The sequence below is a fragment of the Leucobacter albus genome (genome assembly GCF_039528015.1).
GTDB classification, from domain to species: Bacteria; Actinomycetota; Actinomycetes; order Actinomycetales; family Microbacteriaceae; genus Leucobacter; species Leucobacter albus.
Genome location: NZ_BAAAKZ010000009.1, coordinates 37,251 through 60,140 on the forward strand (window position 1 = coordinate 37,251; position 22,890 = coordinate 60,140).

Sequence of the window (22,890 nt, forward strand, 5' to 3'; positions counted from 1 at the left end):
TAGGCAGATATGCTGCGATTCATCCACGGGGTTTCGCTTAACTGGTCTCAGGCCAGTTCCGGCCGCACTTCCGTTCTAAGGAGCACACCATGGCAGCACGCGTACCCCTTCTCACCAGCGCTGAGGCAAGCCCGGCGGCGAAAGCCAATCTCGACCGAATCGAGAAGGCGTTCGGCAAGATTCCCAACATGTTTGCGGCGGTGGCCAACTCGCCAGCTGCGCTGCAGTCGATGTGGGGCTCCTTCGGCGCCTTTTCGTCTGGGGCGCTCGGCGCCGCCCTTACCGAGCAGGTCGCCGTAGCCGTGGCCGACACGAACGACTGCCGCTACTGCCTGGCCGCGCACACCGCGCTCGGCTCGCAGGCCGGGCTGAGTACCGAGGAGCTCGCAACCGCGCAGCGCGCGCACTCCGAAGACCCCAGGGTCTCGGCACTGCTCCAGTTCGCCCACAGCCTGGTCAATAACAGCGGGCAGGTCGACGCGAGCGAAATCGAGGGGCTTCGCGCCCACGGCTGGACCGACGGCCAAATCGTCGAGACGATCGCCCAGGTCGGGCTGAACCTGTTCACCAACTACATCAACATTGCGCTCGATGTTCCGGTCGACTTCCCTGAGGTGCCGTTCCAGCGCGACTAACCGCACCGACGTGTCAGCTGCCCGAGTAGCCGAAGACCGGCTACTCGGGCAGCTGCGTGTCTGGAGGTGGGGGCAGGAGTCGAACCTGCATGCGCGGCCTTGCGGGCCACTACCTCGCCATTCGGTCACCCCACCGTGGGGGCCGCCCCCCTCGGAGCGACCCTGGCGACGCCTAGGCGCGCGTGTGCGCGAGGGCCTCGCCGATCACCTCCAGAGCATACTCGATCTGCTCGTTCGTCACCGCGAGCGACGGCAGGAAGCGAATGACGTTGCCGAAGCTTCCCGCGGTGAGCAGCAGCACGCCCTGCTTGGCGGCGTGCGCGGCGATCTCACCGGCGAGGCCCGCGAGCGGCGTCGTCGTGCCCGGCTCGACGAGCTCGAACGCCATCATCGCGCCGTGCCCGCGAATATCGCCGATCTCCGGGTAGGTCTGAGCGAGCTCGCGCAGGCCAGCCGTGAGCGCGGCCTCGATGCGGTCGGCCTCGCCGAACGGGGCCCCGCCCTCGAGCAGGTCGAGCACCGCGTGCGCCGCGGCGATCGACACGGGGTTGCCGCCGAAGGTTCCGCCGAGGCCGCCGGGGTTGGCCGAGTCCATGATCTCTGCGCGGCCGGTCACGCCCGCGAGCGGCAGCCCGTCTGCGATGCCCTTCGCAGTCAGCACGAGGTCGGGCACGAGCCCGAACAGCTCGCTCGCGAACCAGGTGCCCGTGCGCCCCAGGCCAGCCTGAATCTCATCGGCAATGAAGACGACGCCGTTGGCGCTCGCCCACTCCTGCAGCGCGGGCAGGTAACCCTCGGCTGGCACGATAAAACCGCCCTCGCCCTGAATCGGCTCGGCGATCACGGCGGCCAGGTCGGCCGCGCCGATGCGCTGCTCGAGGTACTCGATGGTGCGCGCAGCCGCCTCGGCCCCGGTGAGGCCGTCGCGGAACGGGTAGGAGTTCGGCACGCGCTGAATGTCGGCAGCGAGCGGGCCGAAGCCCGTCGCGTACGGGGCAGCACGGTGGTTCATGGTCATCGTGAGATTCGTGCGCCCGTGGAAGGCATGATCGAGCGACGCGACGACGCGCCGGCCCGTGTGGGCGCGCGCAATCTTCACGGCGTTCTCAACAGCCTCTGCCCCCGAGTTCACGAAGAAGGTCTTCTTCGGGTGGTCTCCCGGCGTGTGCTCGGCGAGACGCTCGGCGAGGCGCACGTAGTTCTCGTATGGCGTGACGGTGAAGAGGGTGTGGCTCACCTTCTCGAGCTGCTCCTTGGCCGCTGCGACTACGGTCGGCAGCGTGTGCCCGAGCGTCGTCACGCCGATGCCCGAGCCAAGGTCGAGCAGCCGGTTGCCGTCGACGTCGGTGAGCCATGCGCCGTCAGCGTAGTCGATGTAGACGGGCAGCGCGCACCCCACCCCGCGGGGCACGGCCTGTTCGCGGCGCGCGTGAATTGCCTGGCTCTTCGGGCCGGGGATCTCGGTGACGAGTTCGGGGCGCGTCAGCGCCGTTGGAGCTGCGACGGTGTGTGTCATGGTTGTGTTCCCTTCGGGTGTGGTGCTTCTGTCAGATTGGTCAAGCGGTTACGGAGTGTGTGGTGGCGGGCACCGCTGCGATAGCGGCGCCGACATCGGCGGCGAGTTTCGTCATCTCGTCGTCGCTGAGGTCGTGCACGGTGAGCCTGAGGAAGTGGTCGCCCTCACCCTGCAAGCCAAAGCTTCGGCCGTCGCGCGCGATCCACCCGCGGCGCATCAGCTGCACGAGCACCTCGGCCGAGTCGCCGAGCACATCGACCCAGACGCTCAGCCCGTCACGGCTGAGCGAGGTGAGCCCAACGCCCTGTAACTTCGCGATGAAGCTGGCGTTCTGCGCCGCGTAGTACTCGCGCGCACTGCGCACCAGCTGCTGCGTTTCGGCGTCTGACAGCATCGCGAAGGTGAGCCGCTGTATGAGATGGCTCACCCACGTGATGCCGCCGCTCAGCCGCGAAGCAAGCCGCTCTGCGGTTTCGGTGTCGCTCGCGACGAGCGCGATGCGCATATCTGGCCCGAGCGCCTTCGACATTGACCTCACGAGCGCCCACCGCAGCTGCCCCTCGCCGACAATCGTGACGTAGGGCGCCGTTGCGAGCAACGAGAAATGATCGTCTTCAATCACGAGCACCTGCGGGTATGCCGCGAGCACCTCGCGCAGCTCGCGTGCGCGCTCGGCGGTGAGGCTCGCGCCGGTCGGGTTGTGCGCGCGCGGCGTGCAAATCACCGCCCGCACACCAGCCTCGAGCGCGTCTCGCAGGCTGCCTGGCAGCATGCCAGCCTCGTCCATTGCGACCGGAACGGCGCGATAGCCGGCCTGGCGAATCGTGCTAATGCTCGTCAAGAAGCAGGGGTCTTCGACGGCGAGCGAGTCGCCGGGGGTGAGGGTCTGGGCAAGCAACCGCTCGATCGCGTCGACCGCGCCGGCAGCCACCGTAAGCCTAAAGGGGCGCGGCTGGTCTGCCGCGAGCCATTCGGTCGCCCACTCTGCGAGCTCGGGGTCGATCGTGGTTTCGCCGTAGAGCCGCGGCGGCGCGGGGGCCAGCTGAAACCGCGTCGGGTTGGGCAGCAGGCTGGGATCTGGGTTGCCGTCGCCGACATCGTGGAGCACGGTATCGCGGGCGAACCCCTCTTCTTCGTAGCTTTCGTAGGGGTCGACGATAAACGTGCCGGCCCGGCCGCGCGTCTCGGCGAGGCCCGCCTGCACGAGTGCCTTGTACGCCGCCGAGGCGGTGTTGCGATTCACGCCGAGCGTGTCGGCGAGACTGCGCATCGGCGGGAGCGAGTCTCCCGGCTGCAGCCCCCCGTCGTCGATGAGCGCACGAATGCTCGCGACAATGTCTTCCACCGTGCTGCCGAATATCTCCGGCCGGTCGCGCTTGGCCGCGTTGCGATCGTTCACGAGTGTCTCCCTGCTGTACCGTTGGGCGTCGCCGGGTAGACCCGCAGCGACACTGACCATGTTACGCTTTGTCCTATGACAAATCAACTTGCGGATGAGATGCCCATCCACGACTTCCCGACGGCCACCTCGGTCGCCGAGTTCTCGCGCAATATTGCGGAGGTCAAGCAGAAGATCACCGAGGCGGCCCTGCGCGTTGGGCGCGACCCGGCCGACGTGCAGCTGCTCCCGGTGAGCAAGACCGTGCCCGAGGAGCGCGTGCGGCTCGCGATCGCCGCCGGCTGCCGCGAGCTCGGCGAGAACAAGGTGCAGGAGGCCAAACGCAAGTCCGAGAACCTCGCAGACCTCGGCGTCGCCTGGTCGGTCATCGGGCACCTGCAGACCAACAAGGCCCGCGACGTCGCGGCATTCGCGAGCGAGTTTCAGGCGCTCGATTCGCTCCGCGCCGCGGCCGCGCTCGACCGGAGGCTCCAGGCCGCAGGGCGCAGCCTCGACGTCTACGTGCAGGTGAATACCTCTGCCGAGCCGCAAAAATACGGCCTCCCGCCAGAGGAGCTCGAGTCGTTTCTGCGCGAGATGCCGCAGTTTTCCTCGCTGCGGCTGCGCGGGCTCATGACGCTTGCGATCTTCAGCAGCGATATTCCACGGGTGCGCACGTGCTTCACACTCCTGCGCACGCTGCGCGATCGCATGCGCGATGTGGATCCGCAACTCGTCGGAGACGGCGGCCTCTCGATGGGCATGAGCGGCGATTACGAGGTTGCGATCGAGGAGGGGGCGACGTGCGTGCGCGTTGGCCAGGCAATCTTCGGTGCCAGGCAGGTACCCGATAGCCACTACTGGCCAGATCTCGTCGATTCGCAGAGCGAGGCGAGCGCACCGGCCGCACCAGCCGCACCGGCCGGGCCCGCCGAGAGCACCACACCAGCTCCGAACGCCGCGGAGTAGCCTCGTGCGGGTCGCCGAGATCTCGCTGCCGGCGCTCCGCCACAACATCGAGACGCTCAGGCGCCACACCGGCGCCAAAGTCATCGTTGTTGTGAAAGCCGACGCCTACGGGCACGGCGCCGCAATCGTTGCGCCCGCGGTTATCGCCGCCGGCGCAGCGATTGTCGCCGCAGCGAGCATCGAGGAGGCCGTCGCGCTACGAAGCGAGGGTTTTTGCGCGCCGATTCTGTGCTGGCTCCACGAAGACGAGCTCGACTACGCGGCCGCGGTTCGCGGCGATATTCAGCTCGGCCTCAGCACGGTCACGCAGGTGCGCAGGCTCACAGCAGCGGCCAGGAGCCTCGGCGCGGTCGCGAGCGCTCACCTGAAGCTCGACACCGGGCTGAGCAGAAACGGCGCGGCGCCAGCGAGCTGGCAGGCCTTTTTTGCCGAGGCGGCCGCGGCCGAGGCGGCAGGCCACCTCCGGGTTGTCGGCGTCTTCAGCCACCTCGCGAACGCGGGCGACGCCGCAGACCGAGCCCAGGCCGCGCGCTTCGATGCCGGCACGCGGCTGCTTCGCACCAGCCGCACCAGCCGCACCAGCCGCACCGCCCACACCGATCCCGCCGGCCGCATCCCCAGCGCCCCACTGGGCAGCGCCCCACTGGGCAGCGCCCCAACCGCGCCCGCGCAGCCGATGCGGCACCTCGCCGCGTCGGCCGCGGCGCTCACGTCGCCGCACCTGAGCTACGACGCGGTGCGCATCGGCGCCGCGGCCTACGGCCTAAGCCCCGCGCAAGACGACGGAGCGGCCAGGCTCGGGCTCCGGCCAGTGATGACGTTTGCGACCGAGATCGTTTCGCTGCGCCGCGCCACAGCCGGCCAGGGCGAAACCAGCACGAGCACCAACACGAGCGCCAGCGCCCCGGCGAACGCGCGCACGGCGCTGCTCGCGCAGCTGCCCGTCGGCTTCGCAGACGGCATGCCGCGGGCGCTGGGCGGCACCGGGCTGTCGGTCGCTGTCGGCGGCGAGCGCGCGCCGCTCGTCGGCGAGATCGCGATGGATGAGTGCCTCATAGACGTCACCCACCTTGCGGGGCGCGTCGCAGTGGGAGATCGCGTCGTACTGTTCGGCGACCCGGCACGGGGCGAGCCCGCGGTTGAGGAGTGGGCCGAGCGCCTCGGCACGATCAACTATGAGGTCGTGGCCCGCATCGGCAGGCGCGTGCAGCGTAGGGCGGTGGGCCGGGGCTACCCCCCACGAGAAACCCCGACCCACCTGTCCCCCTCGGTTGCTGAGGGGGAGTTCTAAGAGCCGGCCGCGGCGACCGCGACGACGCCGGCGACGATGCGCTGCAGCTCGCCGTCGGTGAGCGACGGGTGCACGGGCAGCGACAGCACCTCTGCGGCCGCCCGATCTGACTCGGTCAATGCATCGGCAGGTGCGTACTGCGCGAGCGATGGCAGGCGGTGGTTCGGAATCGGGTAGTACACGCCCGTCGCGACGCCGTGCTCTTCGCGCAGCGCGGTGCGAATCCGATCGCGCTCAGCCGCATCGACCCTGATCGTGTACTGGTGATACACGTGGGTTGCCTCTGGCGCGACCCGCGGCGGTGTGACACCGGGAACGAGCGCGAGCTCGCGGTCAAGAAACGCGGCGTTGCGCTGACGCGTTCTCGTCCACGCATCAACCTTGCGCAGCTGCGCCCGGCCAACGGCGGCGTGCACGTCGCTCATGCGCGCGTTGAAACCAATGACCTCGTTCGCGTACTGCGTCGCCATGCCCTGGTTGCGCAGCAGCTTGAGCTGCCGCGCGGTCTCAGACGAGGCGCACGAGACCATGCCACCCTCGATCGCCGTCATGTTCTTGGTCGGGTAGAGGCTGAACATCGCGAACTCGCCGATTGTGCCGACCGGGCGGTCGTTCCAGCTCGCGCCGTGCGCCTGCGCCGCGTCTTCGTAGATCGCGAGGCCGTGATCGCGGGCGATCGCCTCGATCGCGTCGACCTGGAAGGGGTGCCCGTAGAGGTGAACGGGCATGATGCCCCTCGTGCGCTCAGTGATCGCTGCGCGCACCCGCTCGGGGTCGAGGGTGAAGTAGTCGGGCTCGATATCGGCGAACACCGGCGTCGCCCCGGTGAGGGCGACCGAGTTTGCGACCGCGGCGAAGGTGAATGAGGGCACGATCACCTCGTCTCCCGGGCCGACACCACTCGCGAGCAGCCCGAGGTGCTGCCCGCTCGTACCCGAGTTCAGGGCGACCGTTGGCCTGCCGAGCACGAAGTGCGATGAAAACTCAGCCTCGAAGGCCGCAACCTCGGGGCCCTGGGCGAGCATTCCGGAGCGCAGCACCGCGTCGACGGCGAGTCGCTCCTCGCTGCCGATGAGCGGCTTTGCCGCGGGAATCATGTGGGGTGTCGGTGTCATGGGGTGAGTGCCTCTCGTTGTCACTACCATGATAGCCTTTGTCCTATGACAAAAGCGAACTCCGGTGAAAATCGTGCCGCTCAGGGGCCGGGCTCCCGCATCGGGGCGCGTCGTCGCGCCGTGCAGATCGCCGACGCCGCGACCCTCGAACTCACGTCGCGCCCCGCAGCGCTCATCGCCTTCGGCTCCCAGCTCCTGCACGGCTCCGTTGGCCTCAACGCCGCCGAACGGGTCTACGCCGGGCGGGGGGTGCGCGCGATCCGCGTACCGACGATCGTGCTCAGCGTGATGCCGCACTACGCCTCCGCGCACGACACCCCAATTTCGGCGGGGTGGATCGCGGCCGCGCTCGATGACCTCGAGGCCGCACACGCGCTGACCGGCCTCGCGCTCGCAACCACCGGCTACTTCGCGACCGCCGACCAGCCCGCCGCGGTCGCAACCTGGCTCAGGCGCATGCCCGCTGCGGATCGGCCGCCGCTCATCGTCGACCCGACGCTCGGCGACGTCGAGCTCGGGTTCTACACCGACCCGGGGCTCGTTGCCACGATCCGCCACGAACTGCTCCCGCTCGCCACCGGCATCGTGCCGAACCTGTTCGAGCTCGCCCACCTGAGCGGCACGCCGATCGCGCAGCTAGATTCGCGCCGCGCAATCGAGGCCGCCGCACGCGCGATCATGGGCGAGCTCACCGACTGGGTGGCCGTCACCGGCGTGCGCTTGCCCCCGCGGCCCGGCGTCGATTCCCCTGGCCAGCCGGCAGACGTCTGCGAGCTGCTCGTGCGGCGAGATTCGAGCAGCGTGCACCGGCAGCCCGCGCTCGAGATCACCGCGAAGGGGCTCGGCGACACCTTCACCGCGGCGCTCATCGCAGCGCTGCTCGACGCGCACGACGTCGACGAGGCGATCGACGCGGCGGCCCAAGAGGTGCGCAGGCTCAGCCACGAAACCCCGTAACTCCACAACTCCTCAACACCGCTTTCCACCCCCACACGATCGCTACCGAAAGGAGCACCTCCGCATGTCAGCACGCAGCAACATCGTGACCTGGGTGACATCGACCGACCACAAGGTGATCGGGTACATGTATCTGGTGAGCTCAGTCGCCTGGTTTCTCATCGGCGGCGTGCTCGCGCTGCTCATTCGCGCGCAGCTGTTCGCGCCGGGCCTCGAGGTCATCGCCACCAAGGAGCAATACAACCAGCTCTTCACCATGCACGGCACCATCATGCTACTCATGTTCGCAACGCCGCTCTTCACCGGCTTCGCGAACGTCATGATGCCGCTGCACATCGGCGCCCCCGACGTCGCCTTCCCCCGCCTCAACGCGTTCTCGTTCTGGTTGTACACCTTCGGCTCGCTCATCGCGATGGCCGGGTTTCTCACCCCGCAGGGGGCCGCGTCGTTCGGCTGGTTCGCGTATGCGCCGCTCTCCTCAGAGATCTATTCGCCGGGCATCGGCGGCAACGTGTGGGTGCTCGGGCTCGGCATCTCTGGCTTCGGCACAATCCTCGGCTCCGTGAACTTCATCACGACGATCATCACCATGCGCGCGCCCGGCATGACGATGTGGCGCATGTCGGTGTTCTCCTGGAACATTCTCGTCACCTCGCTGCTCGTGCTCGTCGCGTTCCCCGTGCTCGCCGCGGCGCTCTTCGCGCTCGCAATGGATCGCATCTTCGGCGGCCAGATCTTCACGGGCGAGGGCGGGGCGATTCTCTGGCAGCACCTGTTCTGGTTCTTCGGCCACCCCGAGGTCTACATCATCGCGCTGCCGTTCTTCGGCATCATCTCTGAGATTCTCCCCGTGTTTAGCCGCAAGCCGATCTTTGGGTACAAGACGCTCATCTACGCCACCATCGCGATCGCGGCGCTCTCGCTCACAGTGTGGGCGCACCACATGTACGTCACGGGGTCGGTGCTGCTGCCATTCTTCGCGCTCATGAGTATGCTCATCGCCGTGCCAACCGGCGTGAAGATCTTCAACTGGATCGGCACGATGTGGCGCGGCTCGATCACCTTTGAAACTCCGATGCTGTGGTCGCTCGGCTTCCTTGTGACGTTCGTGTTCGGCGGGCTCACCGGCGTCATACTCGCCTCGCCGGCCCTGAACTTTCACCTCTCAGACACCTACTTCGTCGTCGCGCACTTCCACTACGTCGTGTTTGGCACCGTGGTGTTCGCGATGTTCGCAGGCTTCTACTTCTGGTGGCCAAAGTGGACCGGCAAGATGCTCGACGAACGCCTGGGTAAGGTGCACTTCTGGGTGCTCTTCGTCGGGTTTCACATGACCTTCCTCGTGCAGCACTGGCTCGGGGTCATGGCCATGCCCCGCCGGTACTACTCATACCTGCCGGAAGACGGGGTGACCTGGGGCAACCAGCTCTCAACGGTCGGCGCGATGATTCTCGGCGCGTCGATGATTCCGTTCTTCGTGAACGTCTACCTCACCGCCCGGCGCGCGCCGAAGGTCACCGTGAACGACCCGTGGGGCTTTGGCCGCTCGCTCGAGTGGGCGACCTCGTGCCCGCCGCCGAGGCACAACTTCGTGTCGATTCCGCGAATTCGCTCGGAGTCACCGGCGTTCGATTTCAACCACCCGGAGTCGCTGCCTCGGCCTGCGCCTGCCGAGGCGCCTGCCGAGGCGCCCGCCAAGGCTCTGCCTGAGGCCTCGGCCTCGGCCCCAACCCCGACCCCGACCCCGACCCCGACCCCGACCGAGGCTCTGACCCCGACCCCGACCCCGCCCTCTACCCCCTAGCGCAATATGGCGCTTGTTGTCGCCAACCGGGCCCCGAAGCGACAACAAGCGCCATATTCATCAGCAGAGGCGGGCGGCGGGTGGCCCGTCGGCCGGCCCGGGCGGCGGGCGGGCCTAGTCGAAGTCGCCGCGGGGCTTGCGCGTCGGCGAGGTCGTCGCCTTGAGAAACAGGCGCACGAGTGAGCGCTTCTTCTCGAAGTATGCGTGGCGTTCGATCTCGCCGTTCGCGTACTGCTCCCCGAGCTCCCGCAGCGTCTCCTCGGCGGCGGCCGCGTCGTAGCGCGACGCTCCCCCGATGTGGTTGCTTTCCCGAATCTTCATGGTGCCCCCGACGATACCCGACCCAAATGTCGGAACCCAGCTTTACACTGCTCGAACACACATTCGAACGGGGGCTGGGCAGTGTATCGAAACGATCGAGAAAAGCAGACGGAGCGCGAACGCATGCCCTACGTACAGGTTGATACGAACCTGTGGGCCGTCATGCGCTACCCGAAAGATCGCCCGGTCGCGATGATTCAGGGCTTGGCGAACCGCGACAACGTGCCGCTCTTCTTCGTCATGACCTGGCACCCTGAGCCCTCGAAGCGGCGGGTCATTTCGCAGCACGACACCATCGAAGAGGCGAATGGCTCGGTGCTGTGGGACACCGCCCAGGTGGCCACCGCTGCAGCCGCGAACGCCGGGCCCGCGAACGGCAGGCCCGGAGTTCGCTAGCGCTACCCTCCAGATGCTGCGTAGGCTCAACTCACAGAGTTTGCCCCGCAAGCACAAAGGTTTCGCGGGTACGGTGAACACACATCAGCCGAGGAGACCCCATGCAGAAGCAGCACGCCCCCACGAAGCTCATCGCCCTTGCCGCCGTCGCGGTCGCACTCCCGCTCATGGTCGCCGGGTGCACCAAGCAGCCAGACACCGTAGACCCGAGCACCCCGGCCGACGCCACCGCCGAGGCAAAACTCGAACAGCTAAAGAGCTCGGGCAAGGTTCCCGGCACATTCCCAGCGTCACCGACGCAACTCCGGGTCGAGGTTCAGGGAGAGGAGTTTGGGATTCACTGGAAGGGCACGCCCATGACCGAGGGCTGCGAGCCTGCTTCGGCCCAGCCCAACGCCGTGCTCAGCCCCATGCTGCTCCAAGACGCCGGCATCGAAGATGTGCAGCAGTGCGGCACACTGTTCCAGGCCAGCCAGGCAGACGGGTCATACATCGCCTGGAATGCGCCGAAGTAGCGCCCCGGCGCGCGGCGACGCGCGTTCCTGACTGCGCACCCGGCTTCCTCCCACCGACCGTCGGCTACTGTCGTTGCATCGCGGGGCCGCCCCACAGCGGGCCCGCGACAGCGTCTCGGCAGCCAGCCAGGGTTCCGGCGCAGTAAGGATCGTTCCTCCCATGTTGAGCACCCCGCGCGTGAGCGTCATCATTCCCGTCTACAACGCCATGCCCTATCTCACCGGGGCCATCGAGTCGGTGCTCGCGCAAGATCTCACCGAGCTCGAACTCATCGCCGTGAACGACGGCTCCACCGATGGTTCTGCCGCCGAACTCGACAGGCTCGCCGCTGCCGACGAACGCATCACCGTCATCCACCAGCCCAATAGCGGCTGGCCCGGTCTGCCTCGAAACCGGGGCATCGACCGCGCCCGCGGCGAGTTTCTGTTCTTCATGGACGCAGACGACACGATGGCGCCCAACGCGCTCAGCGCCATGACGAACATGGCACTCAGCGCGGCTGACGAGGGCCCGGCCGAGGTCGTCATTCCGCGCTTCGAGGGCACGGGCGGCCGCGGCGTGCAGTCGCTGTTCGCCCGCCACCCTCACGGCCCGATCACCGTGTCGCGAGCGATGGAGACGCTGTCGCCGCAAAAACTCTTCCACCGAGCGTTCGTTGAGCGCCACCGGCTGCGCTTTCCCGAGGCAAAGGTGCGCCTCGAAGACGGCATTTTCGTCACGCAGGCATACGTGAGGGCGAACCGCATCTTGTTCTGCGGGCGCGAGCCGCTCTACTTCATTGCGCTCCGCTCCGACGGGCAAAACATTTCCTCGCGCGCGATCGACGCGGAGAATTACGTCGCGTCGTGTCGCCAAATCTCGCGGATCCTCATCGATGGAACCGCCGACCCCGAGACAGCCAACCGCCTGGTGCTGGAGCTCTTTCAGCGCAAGGGGCTGCGGTTCTACTCCCCAACGCGCTGGCACAAGATGAGCAGGGAGCGACGGGCTACGTGGGTGGCGCTGCACCGCGAGTTTCTGCGAGATGTGCTGCCGGCGCACCGCACCCCGGCTCTCGCCCACCCGACCGATCAGCGCAAGCTCGAGCTCATTCGCGCGGGCAGGGTGGCACGCCTCAACGCCCTGATTGCTGCGGAGGGCGACTTCGCCCATGTGGCCACCGCGACCTCAGCCACGCACTCCCCAGAGCGCGCCATCGAGCTGCGCGTCGCCGTCACCCCCGCGCCCGCAGCAAGCGCGTTCGCCCGCCGCACGCCGGCCGCGGCCCAACTCAGCGCCGCGCGTCGGCTCGACGGGGTGCTCACACGGGTGCAGCACAGGCGGTACGCCCGCGGCATTGGGGCGCGGGCGCGCGCGGTTATCACCTGGCCCGCGCCGCAGCTCTGGCTAGTGCTCAACGGGCGCCGAAAGAATCGGACGCGACTCGTGCGGGCGCGCCTCGTTGGCTACGACGCGGCGAGCGGCGCGTACGAGTACGTGGCTACGCTCTCACCGCAGTTGCTTGCCGGCTTTCGGCGAGACCGCGTCGACCTGCGCACGGTCGCAGGCAGCGCTAACGGGTTCGGCCCGCGCGCGCTCTCGGGGGCTGCCGTACGGTTGCTCGCCGGCGCCGATCTCGGCACGGCTCTCGACGACGGCGCACTCCCGGGCGGCCCCGCCTCTCAGCTCTACGCAACAAACCGCGGCAACGCTTCGATTCGGCCGCGCCCGACTGGCGAGGTTGGCGGGGCTGCCAACAGCGCAGCTGGCGGGGTTGGCGGGGCTGGCAGCAGCGCTGCTGGCGCAGCTGGCGCCGGCGCTACCGGCACTGACGGCACGGCTGGCACTGCCCCGCGGCAGGGCACGGATACGCGACCGCTTAACGTCGTCTAGACCCGGCCCTGGGGTGGGAGTTCGGCGCCCAAGCCCTGGTTTGATCAGGAACACCTGATTGCCTGACCGCCTGACCGGGCATACGTGCGAGCGACGCTACATGCTCTGACGCCTGCGCAGCAGCAGTGCGAGCGCGCCCGCAGCGATCAGGGCGGCCGCGGATCCGCCAACAACGGCGCTAGGGGCAGCCGCGCCGCTCTTGGCAAGTGCGGCGTTGCCCTCGCCGCCTTCAGTGCCGCCACCGGTACCCGGGCCACCGGTGCCGGTATCCTCGTCGCCGTCACCCGGAGGTGTCTTGCTATCGGTGATCACGACGGTGAGCGCGTAGCGCTTCTCGGCCGCGCCATTCGTGACCAACACCTCGAAATCAAACGAGCCCGCCTGGGTGGGGAGGCCCGTCAAGGCCCCCGTTTGCGAGAGCGCGAGCCCCTCAGGGAGCACCCCCTTCACAATGGAGACCTGGGGAAGCGTGGGGGTGCCGCGCAGCAGGAAGTCGAAGCTGTACTTCGTTCCGACGACTCCCGTGACAGGATTGCCCTCGAGCGAGACCGCCGCCGGCGTCGTTGCGTTGACCTCGAAGCTGCCCGAAAACCTGCCGGTCGCGGTGGGAGTGGCGACGGCGAAGGAGTACTCCCATTGCGCAACACCTGACCCGTCGACGCCCCAGGTAATGCCGCTCCCGCTCGCGGCGCCGTTGCCCGAGGCGACAGTGAGCGGCACAGGAGCTCCGTCGATGCCGATGACCGGCGAAGGCATAACAACCCCCGTGTCGGCATCGACAAGCGGCAGCCGTTGGGACGTGGCGTCAACTGTCTTCAGCTTCGTCAAGCCCCCAAGCGGCGAGATATCTCTGATCGCGTTTTGTGCCAAATACACGACTTCGAGATGCTCGAGCCCGCGGAGTGCCTCGACGTCGGAAATGCTATTGCGCTGCAGCAGCACTGCCCGCAGCGTCGGCACCTCTGCCAGCGAGGCAATGTCAGTGAGCTGATTCTGGTTGAGATATAGGTCGGTGAGCGCGGGCATCCCGGCGAGCGGCGCGATGTCTGAGATTCCGTTGCCGCGGAGTATGAGCTCCGTCACTTTGGGTAAACCTGACAGAGGAGCCAGATTGGTCACGCGGTTGTCTGCGAGGTCGAGCCGAACCAGGCCCGTGGCGTGCGCGAGCGGTGTGACGTCGGTGATTCCGCGCCCGCGACATGAAAGCTTGTCGAGCGTCGCAAGCTCTGCTTCGGTCACCGCCCCGCCCACGGGGGGATTCAATGACTCGCGCACGCACGTCTCGAGCGCGGCGTCTGCAAACACCACTGGGTCTGCCGGGGCGGAGTGCGCCGCGACGGGGGCTGTCACCGCGGCGAGAAGGAGCCCGGCGGCTACTCCAATGCTCGCGACTCTCTTAGCACGCGAAAGGTATGTACCGGTAGCAAGGTTCATGCGGCTGACCATAGTCGAACCTCTCTATAAAAGATAGGTTTGATATTTATAGACAATGAATTTCCTACGCACCTTCCACTGCTAGTTGTGGTCGGTGACAGTCGAGGAGCCTGCCCTGCCTCGCCTCCGCGCCAGCACAACGGCGCCGGCCGCCCCTAGCAGCATGGCCCCTGCCGCGACCCACGTTCTGTAGTCTGCCCCGGCGCCGGTCTGAGCGATCACGGGTGTTCGCGTTTCAGCCTGCGGCCCAGCGCCGGTCTGCGCGACCACTTGCCTGCCTGGGGCGACCGGCTTGGTTTCGCGGCCGGCGGCAACAGCGACTGTCACGTCTGCCGACTCCGACGCAGCATGCGACGCGTCGCCCGAGTACACCGCGAAAAGCGCGTGCTCCCCGGCAGTGAGCTCTTTCGTCGTGAGCGTGGCGACGCCACCCGCCAGGGTGGCGGTGCCGAGCGAGGTCTCGCCGCTCACGAATTCGACGCTGCCCGTCGGGCTGCCTCCCGTGACCTCGGCGCTCAGCGTCAGCTCGCCCCCGACCTCCGCGGCCGCCGTGCTCGCGGTGAGCGTCGTCGTAGTCGCCTGCTTCGACACGGTGATCTGCGCGTTGGGGGCCAGTGAGCCCGCGTGAGTTGCGTCGCCTGAGTACGAGGCGCCGACCTCGTGCACGCCGAGTGGCAGCATCACGCCCGAGAGGGTCGCGCTGCCATCTGGCGAGACCGAGGCGCTGCCGAGCGGCGCGCCGCCGGTGGTCGCGAAGGTGACGGTGCCCGTCGGCCCTGCCCCGGGAGTCTCGCCCGCAACCTTGGCTGTCAGGCTCACGGGCTCGCCGGCTGACACCGAGCTGCTGCTCGGCGTGAGCAGGGTCTCAGAGGCGTGCAGGCGCGAGATCGTGACCGGAATCAGCGCAGAAACGCCCGTCGTGCTCGCTACCTGCACCTCGAAGGTCACCTTTGGCAGCGCGCCCCACGAGTAGTAGAAGTCGCCGGCAGTGTTCAGCGCAAACGTACCTTCGGGCGGCAGCGATGCGAGCCTAAACGTGAGCGGGCGCCCCCCCCCCTGAGTCCCTGGCGTACGGGGCGAGCGAGCCGGTGAAACCCGTCGCGTCAGCGCGCTGGAAGTCTGCCGGCGTGCTCGTCACGACGCCCGGAAGCTCCCTACCGGATGCGTGAAATGGCCAGAGCCCACTCGCCCGACCCCGTCTGTCACAACGAACTCGATTGTTTCGTACCCAAGGCCGTGCTCGTCGACTGTGTGGTGGCGGTCGAGCACCAGACCTTCGACGAGCACCGTCGCTATACGAGCATCGGTACAGGTCGACTCGGCAATGGTGAGGTTGCTGGCGCTGCTTGCCTCGGCGGCCGGCGCGGGCCCCAGGGTGCTCGAGGCGACCAGCACGGCCGCGTGCGCAAAATGACCGATGGGCCCGGGGTCAGAGCGCGTTTTGCACTCGCTGCACGAACTCACGCAGCGGCTTGTACGCGGGTGCACCCCACGGCGACACCGGAATGAACGCGAGCACGGTGTCGCGCACCCGCATGTAATCGTCAACGGCGAACTGCACGGTGTGCCCCGCACCGCCGTCGCCGGGGAGGAGCCTGACGGTGAATCGCGCATGTTCGACGCGCACGAAGTTCTTCACGATGCCCGTGTACTGCCCCGGGGCAGAATAGGCGAGGGTCACCTTGCCGCCGAGTGCTGCGGCAAGGTCAGCGGCGTCGGCAAGCAGCTGGCTGATTTGCTCGGCGTTCTTGGCCGTCGGTGCCGAGAAATGCAGGGCATTCATCTTGTCGTCAATGGCAGCCATGTTAGTTCGTGCCCTCCGTGTCGCGCTCGGCGATGCGCTGCTCAATTCGGCCGCGCTTCACGGCCTGGAGCATGCGCTGCCCGAGCCATGCGAACAGGGCTCCCCCGCCCAACACACCGAGCAGCATGGGGAGCTCGTGCTGGTAGAACCCTTCAATGACGCCCCAATAAAGGCCCACGGCGATGAGCACAAGGCCGACCCCCGTGACGATGTACCCGGGTACCGCTGACTTTTGGTTCACAAGATCTCACTCTCATTCGTGGCCAGTTCGAGTAGGCCGGCACGCTGACGTGTCTGGGAATGCGACCGCCCCTCCCGGAACTGTCGCAGCGTCGCCGCGGCTCACGCAACCGCAATGCGCCGCTTTCGAGTTCGGATATTCCGTTCGAACACGTTCAAGACTGGAACGTGGGCCGCGCCGCACGCTGAGTTGGGTCGGGTCGAGGCAGCGGTGGCTGGCGCGCTCCCGTGTGGATCCGCAAGCTCGGCGCAAGGAAGAACAACGCAACATCGTGAGGAAGTGCGATATATCGAACCTCGTACTTTGGTTCGATATATCAGCCATTGCACGCATGTTACTATTAACTAACATCATGCGACGAGATGTGTCACCATCGAGAACGGGAGGCGACATGCGCATTCAGAAGCCCGCCGACCTTGCCCGATTGGTCAAAACTCAACGGCATGCCCAGGGCCGCACCCAGCAGGAGGTCGCCGAAGCCATCGGCATCACTCGGCAGTCATTGGCTCGTGTCGAGCGCGGCGCCGCCGGCGTTTCGTTCCACACCGTGCTGCGCATCTTTGATTACCTCAGCATTCGCCTCGACGCAGCTGCCGGCCCACAACCGCAGGCCGAGATCGCGGCCGCTGCGAGTGCCGAGCCCGAGCAGACCGTCGCCGAGCGAAGCGTCGACTCCGCGGCCATCGCAGCCGCTGCAGCACGCAGTATTGACACGTCTGCGATCACCAACCCTGCCATCCAGAACATCAGCCTCAGCCTCTCTTCTGTCGCAGCAGCGGTGGGCGCATCAACGCGCGACGTCGATAGCTCGGCGGCACTCACCTCCTGGCGCTCGGCGCTCGGCGAGCTATCCGCGCGCCTCCGGGAGAGCACAGCCAGTGAGGGCGTCGAGTTGAGCCCACACCAAGCACGCCAAGCAGTGTTAAACGCGGCAATCGAGGCCGGCGATCCCAACCTCGGCAATTCACCCGATGCAGCCTCACCCCGCAACCCCGAGAGCACTGGGCGGGCATGACGAACGCTCTCGACGTTTACCTCTACGAGCGCCGCGTCGCGACGATCACCCGGCGGGGCGACAACCTGCAACTGCGCTATCTCGACGATTATGTCGCGGCAGATCACCCAACCCCCATCTCGGTTCAACTCCCTGTTGTGGGCGGTGTCGCCCCCGCAGAGACAACCAAGCGCTTCATGGAGAACCTGCTCCCAGATCGCCCCGACGTCAAAACGAGATGGGCGAGAGAAGCCAGGCTCACGAGCGACAGCGCCTTCGACCTCCTCTCCGTCTATGGCGCCGACGTTGCGGGCGCCCTCGAGTTCCACCCGGCCGGCAGCGCGCCACGCACCGAGTCAGCCCTCACCCCAGTGACCGACGACATGATCGCGGAGCGAGTTCGCCAAATCAGAGCTGACGACTCGAACTGGCTCGAGCACCGCAGCGTCGAGGAGGGGTTTTCGCTCGGCGGAGCGCAGGGCAAGTTTGCGCTCGCGCAACGAGACGGAGAGTGGTTCGAGCCCACAGGGCGGCACCCGTCAACCCATATTTTCAAGCCCGGGGTGCAGGCCTACCCCGGGTCAGACGTCACCGAGCACATCACGTTGCGGGTGGCAGCAAAACTCGGCCTGAGCGTGGCAAACACCGAGATCGGCATGTTCGGCGGAGAACACGTGCTCATCGTTGAGAGGTTCGACCGCGCCCCCGCTGTAGAGCGCGTGCTCCGGCTGCACCAAGAAGACCTCGCGCAGGCTACCGGCACCTCCTATCTCAACAAGTACGAGCGCGACAATGGCCCCGACTACCACGCGCTCTTCGAAGTGTTCGACCGCGATCTCACCCCCGCAGCTGCAGCGAGTGCGAAGCGGCGGCTTGCAGAGTGCCTCGTCTTCTCGTGGATCGTTGGCCACAATGACGGCCACGCGAAGAACTACTCGCTCACCCACACCCCGGAGTCTTCTTTTCTCTCGCCGTTCTACGACCTCAACTCTGCCCTTCCGTTCGGGCAGCCCGAGGTGGTGCGGGCAGCAAACTACCACGCCTACGACAGTCTAGAGCTCGCGTTCGCCGTGGAAGGCGCGGCTACACTTGGCGCGTTTGGCGCGAGCAGCCTCCGGGCTCTGGAGCGCGACGCGCGGCTCCCCCACGGGCATCTCGACGACTACGCGCTTCGCATCGCGACCACGCTGCAGACAACGGTTGCCGGGGTCATCGATTCGCTCCCCGCGCCGCTACAGGAGCTCGAAGCTGTTCACCTCTACCCGTTTGCGACGTACGCACAAACGCTGCGGGTGCGCGACCTGCTCGTCGGGCAGTGAGCAGCGGGGAGGCCAGCAGTCGATCGCGAGCACCGCTGGGAATGTCGCCGTTGAGCAGCGTTCGGAAGGTATCGGGGAGGGCCTCAGCGAGCCGAGCGCGATGAGCGCGACGTCGCCCCTGACTGACCAAATGCTGTGCAGACTTCAGCACGAGAACACACGCCCCGACCTAACTAAGGTACGGGAGTGGTCAGGGATGCGGCCGTCGGTGCTCAGGCAGACTGAACTCGCCTGTTGTGGGCGAGCACTGGCATGACTACCGTAAGGAAAACGAGCGCGACGTACAGCCCGACGATTGCCCACCACGGGAGCACCCGCTCGCCCGCGAGCAAACTGCACCCTACCCCCATGACTACTGTGCCGCCAGCTAGCCAAGCCCTCACCGACATTGGCGCGTCAGGGTCGGGGCGCAGCAGCGAAATGCGCTCGCCCGCCGCGTGCCGGGTGACCATGACCATACCCCAGAGCTGCAGCGCAATGCCGGCGGCGACCACCCCGCAGGCCAAAACGATCAAGATGAGGCTGTAGTTCGGCATACCGCCAGACTACATCTGATGAGAAAACTTGGGTAGATCGAGATATGCCAGCGTGGCCTCTGGCTACCCGGAGGCGCTTCGCCTCGTTTCACTGCCCCCAGTCGAGGGCGGCAGCAGCCAGGATTGTTCCGCACCCGGTCGAGTCATGCAGAACGATTTCGTACAGGCCGTATTCGCTCGCCGGAGACAGCGTTGCGGGGAGTAGCCCGATGTCGGCCGCGACGTCGAAGCTCGCTGGGTTGAACGTACCGCCGCCGACGCGCACGCGGCGTTCGGTATCTGCCTCGATGTGCATGAGGCCGCCTGCTTCCCCATGCGAGAAGCACTCTTCGTCGCCCCGAGGGTCGACCGACCCGCCAACGGTCAGCTGCTCGTGTTCTGAGGCGAAGTCGATGAACTCGAGCTGGGCGTTGAGCGAGCCTGGCTCGGTGTCGGATTCGGTGAGTGTTGCTTTCACGCTCCCGCTGGTCTTGCCATCTGGGGCGTAGAACTCGGCCTCGGCGCTCATTCCAGCGCGCAGCTTCTCTCCGGCGATAGGCTCAGCGGAGTAGTTGGGCTCGCCGGGTGCGCACCCAGCGAGCAGCAGGGCTACGGTCGTCGCGCCGACGAGTCGTGCAAGGGCTTTCATTCGTTCTCCACTTTCCGGTGTGGGGTAAGCCTCTCACATTCCTGAGCAACGTGGCTCTGCCCCGCCCGGGCCGGAGACGGAAACGACAAAGGCCCGGAACTTCGTTGAGATTTCAACGATGTTCCGGGCCTTTTCGTCGGGATGACAGGATTTGAACCTGCGACCCCGTCGTCCCGAACGACGTGCGCTACCAAACTGCGCCACATCCCGATTCACGCTTTCGCGCAGGGTCTACTCTATCGCTTCGGCAGCGAAAAACGAAAACGGCGCGGTGGCCAGCATGTCGCCGGCGCTAGTCGAGCGTTGCGATGACGACGGGGGTCTCCTGCCCCGGCCAGGTCGCGGTGAGCGTGCCAACGGCGCCGCGGGCCGCGGCATCACCGGCAGCCGCGCCGGGGGTGTGGATCACCCGCAGTGTCGCAAACCCCGTCGCCGCGACGGTGGCACCTGCCGCGACCGAGACCTCGGCCGCCCACATCTCGGGCACCTGAGCGCCCTGCTCCCCCGAACCGTGAATCGGCATCTCGATGGTGCGCGCTACGGCACTGCCGTCGGGCTGGTGCAGCAGTTCCTCACTGCCCGATCCGCCCTGCGCAATCACCTGGGCAACGACGGCGCGGTACACCGGGTCACCCGCCGCTGCGGTCACCCAGCGGGTGCCAAGCACGCCGTGTTCCATCGTGCCGACGAGGTGCTCCTCACCGCCGTCGAGCGGCGCGCCGCGGTACGTGAGCGGCACGTGGTAGACCTTGTCTTCGCCCGCCGAAACGAGAATGCCGTCGATACCAACCTCACCCTCGGGGTCGTCGAGGCGGTACCCCGAGACGCGGGTCAGCTGTGAGACGTCGCCGGTAAACCAGGGCTGCTTCGGCAGCCACTCGGCGATGACCTCGAGCTTGGAGGGAACGAGCGTGGTGTTTGCGTAGAGGAGTGCCATGACCCGATCATACGCGGGGGCGCTGGCCCGGCACCCAGAAACGCCAGGCAACTGAGCCACGCTCGCGGCACCAACGAAGAACGCCCTCACCACGAGACATGCTCGCGGTGAGGGCGTTGCCAAAGATCGGCGGGAAGCCTACTTTTGGTTCTTCAGGCGCGACGCCGAGCGGGCGCGCAGCGACGCGTCGAGCTCAACCTTGCGGATACGGATGACCTCGGGGGTCACCTCAACGCACTCGTCCTCGCGGGCAAACTCGAGGCTCTCCTCGAGCGTGAGCACGCGGGGCGGCGTCATCGACTCGAACGAATCCGACGAAGCCGCACGCATGTTGGTGAGCTTCTTTTCCTTGGTGATGTTCACGTCCATGTCTTCGGAGCGCGAGTTCTCGCCGATGACCATGCCCTCGTACACCTCTTGGGTGGGCTGCACGAAGAAGCTCATGCGCTCCTGCAGGTTGATCATCGAGAACGGCGTGACCACACCCGAGCGGTCTGCGACGATCGAGCCGTTGTTGCGGGTGACGATCTGGCCGGCCCACTCGTCGTAGCCGTGCGAGATCGCGTTCGCGATGCCGGTGCCGCGGGTGGTGGTCATGAACTCCGAGCGGAATCCGATGAGGCCACGGGCGGGCACGATGAACTCCATGCGAACCCAGCCGGTGCCGTTGTTCACCATGTTCTCCATGCGGCCCTTGCGCGCTGCGAGCAGCTGCGTGATCGCGCCGAGGTGCTCCTCGGGCGTATCGATGGTGAGGTGCTCGTAGGGCTCGTGGGTCTTGCCGTTGATCTCCTTCGTGACCACCTGCGGCTTGCCGACGGTGAGCTCGAAGCCCTCGCGGCGCATGTTCTCGACGAGGATCGACAGTGCCAGCTCGCCGCGGCCCTGCACCTCCCACGCGTCGGGGCGGTCGGTGTCGAGCACCTTCAGCGATACGTTACCGATGAGCTCGCGGTCGAGGCGATCCTTGATCATGCGGGCGGTGAGCTTGTGGCCCTTCACCTTGCCGACGAGCGGCGAGGTGTTCGCACCGATGGTCATCGAGATTGCGGGCTCATCGACCTCGATGAGCGGCAGCGGACGGGTGTCCTCTGCGTCAGCGATGGTCTCACCGATGGTGATGTTCTCGATACCTGCGATCGCGACGATGTCGCCGGGGCCGGCCTTCTCTGCCGGGAAGCGGGTGAGCGCCTTGGTGAGCATGAGCTCGGTGATGCGCACGTTCTGCTGGGTGCCATCGCTCTTCACCCAGGCGACGGTCTCGCCCTTGTGGATCCAGCCGTTGTGTACGCGCAGCAGCGCGATACGGCCAAGGAACGGCGAGGAGTCGAGGTTCGTGACGTGCGCCTGCAGCGGGTGCTCGTCGTCGTAGGTTGGTGCGGGAACCTGCTCGAGAATGACGCCGAAGAGCGCTTCGAGGGTGTCGCCGTCGGGCAGCGTGCCGTTCGCGGGCTCGGTGAGGCTCGAGGCGCCTGCGCGGCCCGAGAGGTAGACGACGGGAACGTCGAGGATCGCGTCTACGTCGATGTCGGGATGTTCTTCGGCGATGTCAGACGCCAGGCCGAGCAGCAGATCCTGCGCCTCGCCAACAACCTCGGGGATCCGAGCGTCGGGGCGGTCGGTCTTGTTCACGGCGAGGATCACCGGGTGCTTCGCTTCGAGCGCCTTGCGCAGCACGAAGCGGGTCTGGGGCAGCGGGCCCTCGGACGAGTCGACGAGCAGCACGACGCCGTCGACCATCGAGAGTGCGCGCTCGACCTCGCCGCCGAAGTCGGCGTGGCCCGGGGTGTCGACCACGTTGATGGTGATCGGGCCGTTCTTGGCGTGCTCACCCTCGTAGCTGATCGCGGTGTTCTTCGCGAGAATGGTGATGCCCTTCTCGCGTTCGAGGTCGTTGGAGTCCATGACGCGGTCGTCCATATCGGCGTGCGCGTCGAAGGAGTTCGTCTGACGCAGCATGGCGTCAACGAGCGTGGTCTTGCCGTGGTCGACGTGTGCGACGATGGCGACGTTACGAAGGTCTTCGCGTGTGGCAAGAGCCATAGGGGTGGATCCTCACGATCATAAAATAGCGAACGTTCTATCATACCCGCTCACGGCACAACGCGCGACCCGCGCGGGAAATGCGCGAGTTGCGAAGCGGCGCGAGGGGCCTCGGAGCGACGGCTGCCCCTGGAGTCCGCGTCACAGAATACTGGCGCGGTACCCCTCTAGCGTAGTAGGTCGC

23 protein-coding genes and 2 tRNA genes are annotated in these 22,890 nt (G+C 66.9%); 10 read left to right on the plus strand and 15 right to left on the minus strand.

Annotated elements, in window-relative coordinates; genetic code table 11:
* The first annotated feature begins 89 nt into the window (after window positions 1–89).
* Window positions 90–635, plus strand: coding sequence for a carboxymuconolactone decarboxylase family protein (locus ABD115_RS10670; protein ID WP_343960728.1), 546 nt, complete (start codon window positions 90–92; stop codon window positions 633–635).
* Window positions 636–696: 61 nt separating this feature from the next.
* On the opposite strand, the gene ABD115_RS10675 is transcribed toward ABD115_RS10670, so the two are convergent.
* The 3 genes from ABD115_RS10675 to ABD115_RS10685 form a co-directional block, all read right to left on the minus strand.
* Window positions 697–770 (minus strand) — tRNA-Cys (locus ABD115_RS10675).
* 37 nt (window positions 771–807) lie between these two features.
* A complete protein-coding gene (gene gabT, locus ABD115_RS10680; protein WP_343960729.1) occupies window positions 808–2,151 on the minus strand; it encodes a 4-aminobutyrate--2-oxoglutarate transaminase in 1,344 nt (447 codons plus the stop codon).
* Between the two features lie 40 nt (window positions 2,152–2,191).
* The gene (locus ABD115_RS10685) at window positions 2,192–3,550 is read right to left on the minus strand and encodes an aminotransferase class I/II-fold pyridoxal phosphate-dependent enzyme (RefSeq protein WP_343960730.1); all 1,359 of its coding nucleotides are present in this window, start codon (window positions 3,548–3,550) and stop codon (window positions 2,192–2,194) included.
* A gap of 75 nt (window positions 3,551–3,625) precedes the next feature.
* Between ABD115_RS10685 and ABD115_RS10690 the strand changes: the two genes are divergently transcribed.
* Both ABD115_RS10690 and ABD115_RS10695 read left to right on the plus strand, forming a co-directional pair.
* Window positions 3,626–4,498, plus strand: coding sequence for a YggS family pyridoxal phosphate-dependent enzyme (locus tag ABD115_RS10690; RefSeq protein ID WP_343960731.1), 873 nt, complete (start codon window positions 3,626–3,628; stop codon window positions 4,496–4,498).
* Window positions 4,499–4,502: 4 nt separating this feature from the next.
* The gene (locus tag ABD115_RS10695; RefSeq protein ID WP_343960732.1) at window positions 4,503–5,789 is read left to right on the plus strand and encodes an alanine racemase; all 1,287 of its coding nucleotides are present in this window, start codon (window positions 4,503–4,505) and stop codon (window positions 5,787–5,789) included.
* On the opposite strand, the gene ABD115_RS10700 is transcribed toward ABD115_RS10695, so the two are convergent.
* Window positions 5,786–6,904 (minus strand): DegT/DnrJ/EryC1/StrS family aminotransferase, encoded by a 1,119-nt coding sequence (locus ABD115_RS10700; RefSeq protein ID WP_343960733.1) that lies wholly within the window; start codon window positions 6,902–6,904, stop codon window positions 5,786–5,788. The two genes, ABD115_RS10695 and ABD115_RS10700, sit on opposite strands and share 4 nt — an antisense overlap.
* Before the next feature lie 45 nt (window positions 6,905–6,949).
* Between ABD115_RS10700 and ABD115_RS10705 the strand changes: the two genes are divergently transcribed.
* Both ABD115_RS10705 and ctaD read left to right on the plus strand, forming a co-directional pair.
* Window positions 6,950–7,861 (plus strand): bifunctional hydroxymethylpyrimidine kinase/phosphomethylpyrimidine kinase, encoded by a 912-nt coding sequence (locus tag ABD115_RS10705; protein WP_343960735.1) that lies wholly within the window; start codon window positions 6,950–6,952, stop codon window positions 7,859–7,861.
* Window positions 7,862–7,925: 64 nt separating this feature from the next.
* Window positions 7,926–9,665: an aa3-type cytochrome oxidase subunit I gene (gene ctaD, locus ABD115_RS10710; RefSeq protein ID WP_343960737.1), complete on the plus strand. Its 1,740-nt coding sequence runs from the start codon at window positions 7,926–7,928 to the stop codon at window positions 9,663–9,665.
* Window positions 9,666–9,779: 114 nt separating this feature from the next.
* Here ctaD and ABD115_RS10715 read toward each other — a convergent pair whose 3' ends face one another.
* Window positions 9,780–9,986 carry an SHOCT domain-containing protein gene (locus tag ABD115_RS10715; protein WP_343960739.1) on the minus strand — a complete coding sequence of 69 codons (207 nt, stop codon included), beginning with the start codon at window positions 9,984–9,986 and terminating at the stop codon, window positions 9,780–9,782.
* 123 nt (window positions 9,987–10,109) lie between these two features.
* Between ABD115_RS10715 and ABD115_RS10720 the strand changes: the two genes are divergently transcribed.
* The 3 genes from ABD115_RS10720 to ABD115_RS10730 all read left to right on the plus strand — a co-directional run bounded on the left by ABD115_RS10720 (window position 10,110) and on the right by ABD115_RS10730 (window position 12,770).
* Window positions 10,110–10,382: a hypothetical protein gene (locus ABD115_RS10720; RefSeq protein WP_343960740.1), complete on the plus strand. Its 273-nt coding sequence runs from the start codon at window positions 10,110–10,112 to the stop codon at window positions 10,380–10,382.
* A gap of 101 nt (window positions 10,383–10,483) precedes the next feature.
* The gene (locus tag ABD115_RS10725; protein ID WP_343960742.1) at window positions 10,484–10,897 is read left to right on the plus strand and encodes a hypothetical protein; all 414 of its coding nucleotides are present in this window, start codon (window positions 10,484–10,486) and stop codon (window positions 10,895–10,897) included.
* Between the two features lie 160 nt (window positions 10,898–11,057).
* Window positions 11,058–12,770, plus strand: coding sequence for a glycosyltransferase (locus tag ABD115_RS10730; RefSeq protein WP_343960744.1), 1,713 nt, complete (start codon window positions 11,058–11,060; stop codon window positions 12,768–12,770).
* A gap of 96 nt (window positions 12,771–12,866) precedes the next feature.
* Here the strand turns inward: ABD115_RS10730 and ABD115_RS10735 are convergent, their stop codons facing one another.
* The 5 genes from ABD115_RS10735 to ABD115_RS10755 all read right to left on the minus strand — a co-directional run bounded on the left by ABD115_RS10735 (window position 12,867) and on the right by ABD115_RS10755 (window position 16,249).
* On the minus strand, window positions 12,867–14,204 hold the full coding sequence (locus tag ABD115_RS10735; protein WP_343960746.1) for a leucine-rich repeat domain-containing protein: 1,338 nt from the start codon (window positions 14,202–14,204) through the stop codon (window positions 12,867–12,869).
* 81 nt (window positions 14,205–14,285) lie between these two features.
* A complete protein-coding gene (locus ABD115_RS10740; RefSeq protein ID WP_343960747.1) occupies window positions 14,286–15,152 on the minus strand; it encodes an Ig-like domain-containing protein in 867 nt (288 codons plus the stop codon).
* Between the two features lie 186 nt (window positions 15,153–15,338).
* Entirely contained in the window at window positions 15,339–15,668 is a 330-nt protein-coding gene (locus ABD115_RS10745; protein WP_343960748.1) for a hypothetical protein, read from the minus strand.
* On the minus strand, window positions 15,634–16,008 hold the full coding sequence (locus tag ABD115_RS10750; protein WP_343960749.1) for a hypothetical protein: 375 nt from the start codon (window positions 16,006–16,008) through the stop codon (window positions 15,634–15,636). Before ABD115_RS10750 ends, ABD115_RS10745 begins: the two co-directional genes overlap by 35 nt.
* A 1-nt stretch (window position 16,009) precedes the next feature.
* Window positions 16,010–16,249: a hypothetical protein gene (locus ABD115_RS10755; protein WP_343960751.1), complete on the minus strand. Its 240-nt coding sequence runs from the start codon at window positions 16,247–16,249 to the stop codon at window positions 16,010–16,012.
* A gap of 391 nt (window positions 16,250–16,640) precedes the next feature.
* On the opposite strand from ABD115_RS10755, the gene ABD115_RS10760 reads away from it, so the two are divergent.
* On the plus strand, window positions 16,641–17,264 hold the full coding sequence (locus ABD115_RS10760) for a helix-turn-helix transcriptional regulator (RefSeq protein WP_343960752.1): 624 nt from the start codon (window positions 16,641–16,643) through the stop codon (window positions 17,262–17,264).
* Window positions 17,261–18,562, plus strand: a complete 1,302-nt coding sequence (locus tag ABD115_RS10765) for a HipA domain-containing protein (protein WP_343960753.1) — start codon at window positions 17,261–17,263, stop codon at window positions 18,560–18,562. Before ABD115_RS10760 ends, ABD115_RS10765 begins: the two co-directional genes overlap by 4 nt.
* 212 nt (window positions 18,563–18,774) lie before the next feature.
* On the opposite strand, the gene ABD115_RS10770 is transcribed toward ABD115_RS10765, so the two are convergent.
* From ABD115_RS10770 to typA, 5 genes are all read right to left on the minus strand, one after another.
* Complete coding sequence (locus tag ABD115_RS10770) at window positions 18,775–19,098, minus strand: hypothetical protein (RefSeq protein ID WP_343960754.1); 324 nt, start codon at window positions 19,096–19,098, stop codon at window positions 18,775–18,777.
* Between the two features lie 88 nt (window positions 19,099–19,186).
* Complete coding sequence (locus ABD115_RS10775) at window positions 19,187–19,726, minus strand: hypothetical protein (protein WP_343960755.1); 540 nt, start codon at window positions 19,724–19,726, stop codon at window positions 19,187–19,189.
* 136 nt (window positions 19,727–19,862) lie between these two features.
* A tRNA-Pro gene (locus tag ABD115_RS10780) sits at window positions 19,863–19,936 on the minus strand.
* Between the two features lie 82 nt (window positions 19,937–20,018).
* Entirely contained in the window at window positions 20,019–20,663 is a 645-nt protein-coding gene (locus tag ABD115_RS10785; RefSeq protein ID WP_343960756.1) for a CG0192-related protein, read from the minus strand.
* A 138-nt stretch (window positions 20,664–20,801) separates the two neighbouring features.
* Window positions 20,802–22,706, minus strand: a complete 1,905-nt coding sequence (gene typA / locus ABD115_RS10790) for a translational GTPase TypA (RefSeq protein ID WP_343960757.1) — start codon at window positions 22,704–22,706, stop codon at window positions 20,802–20,804.
* Window positions 22,707–22,890: the final 184 nt, after the last annotated feature.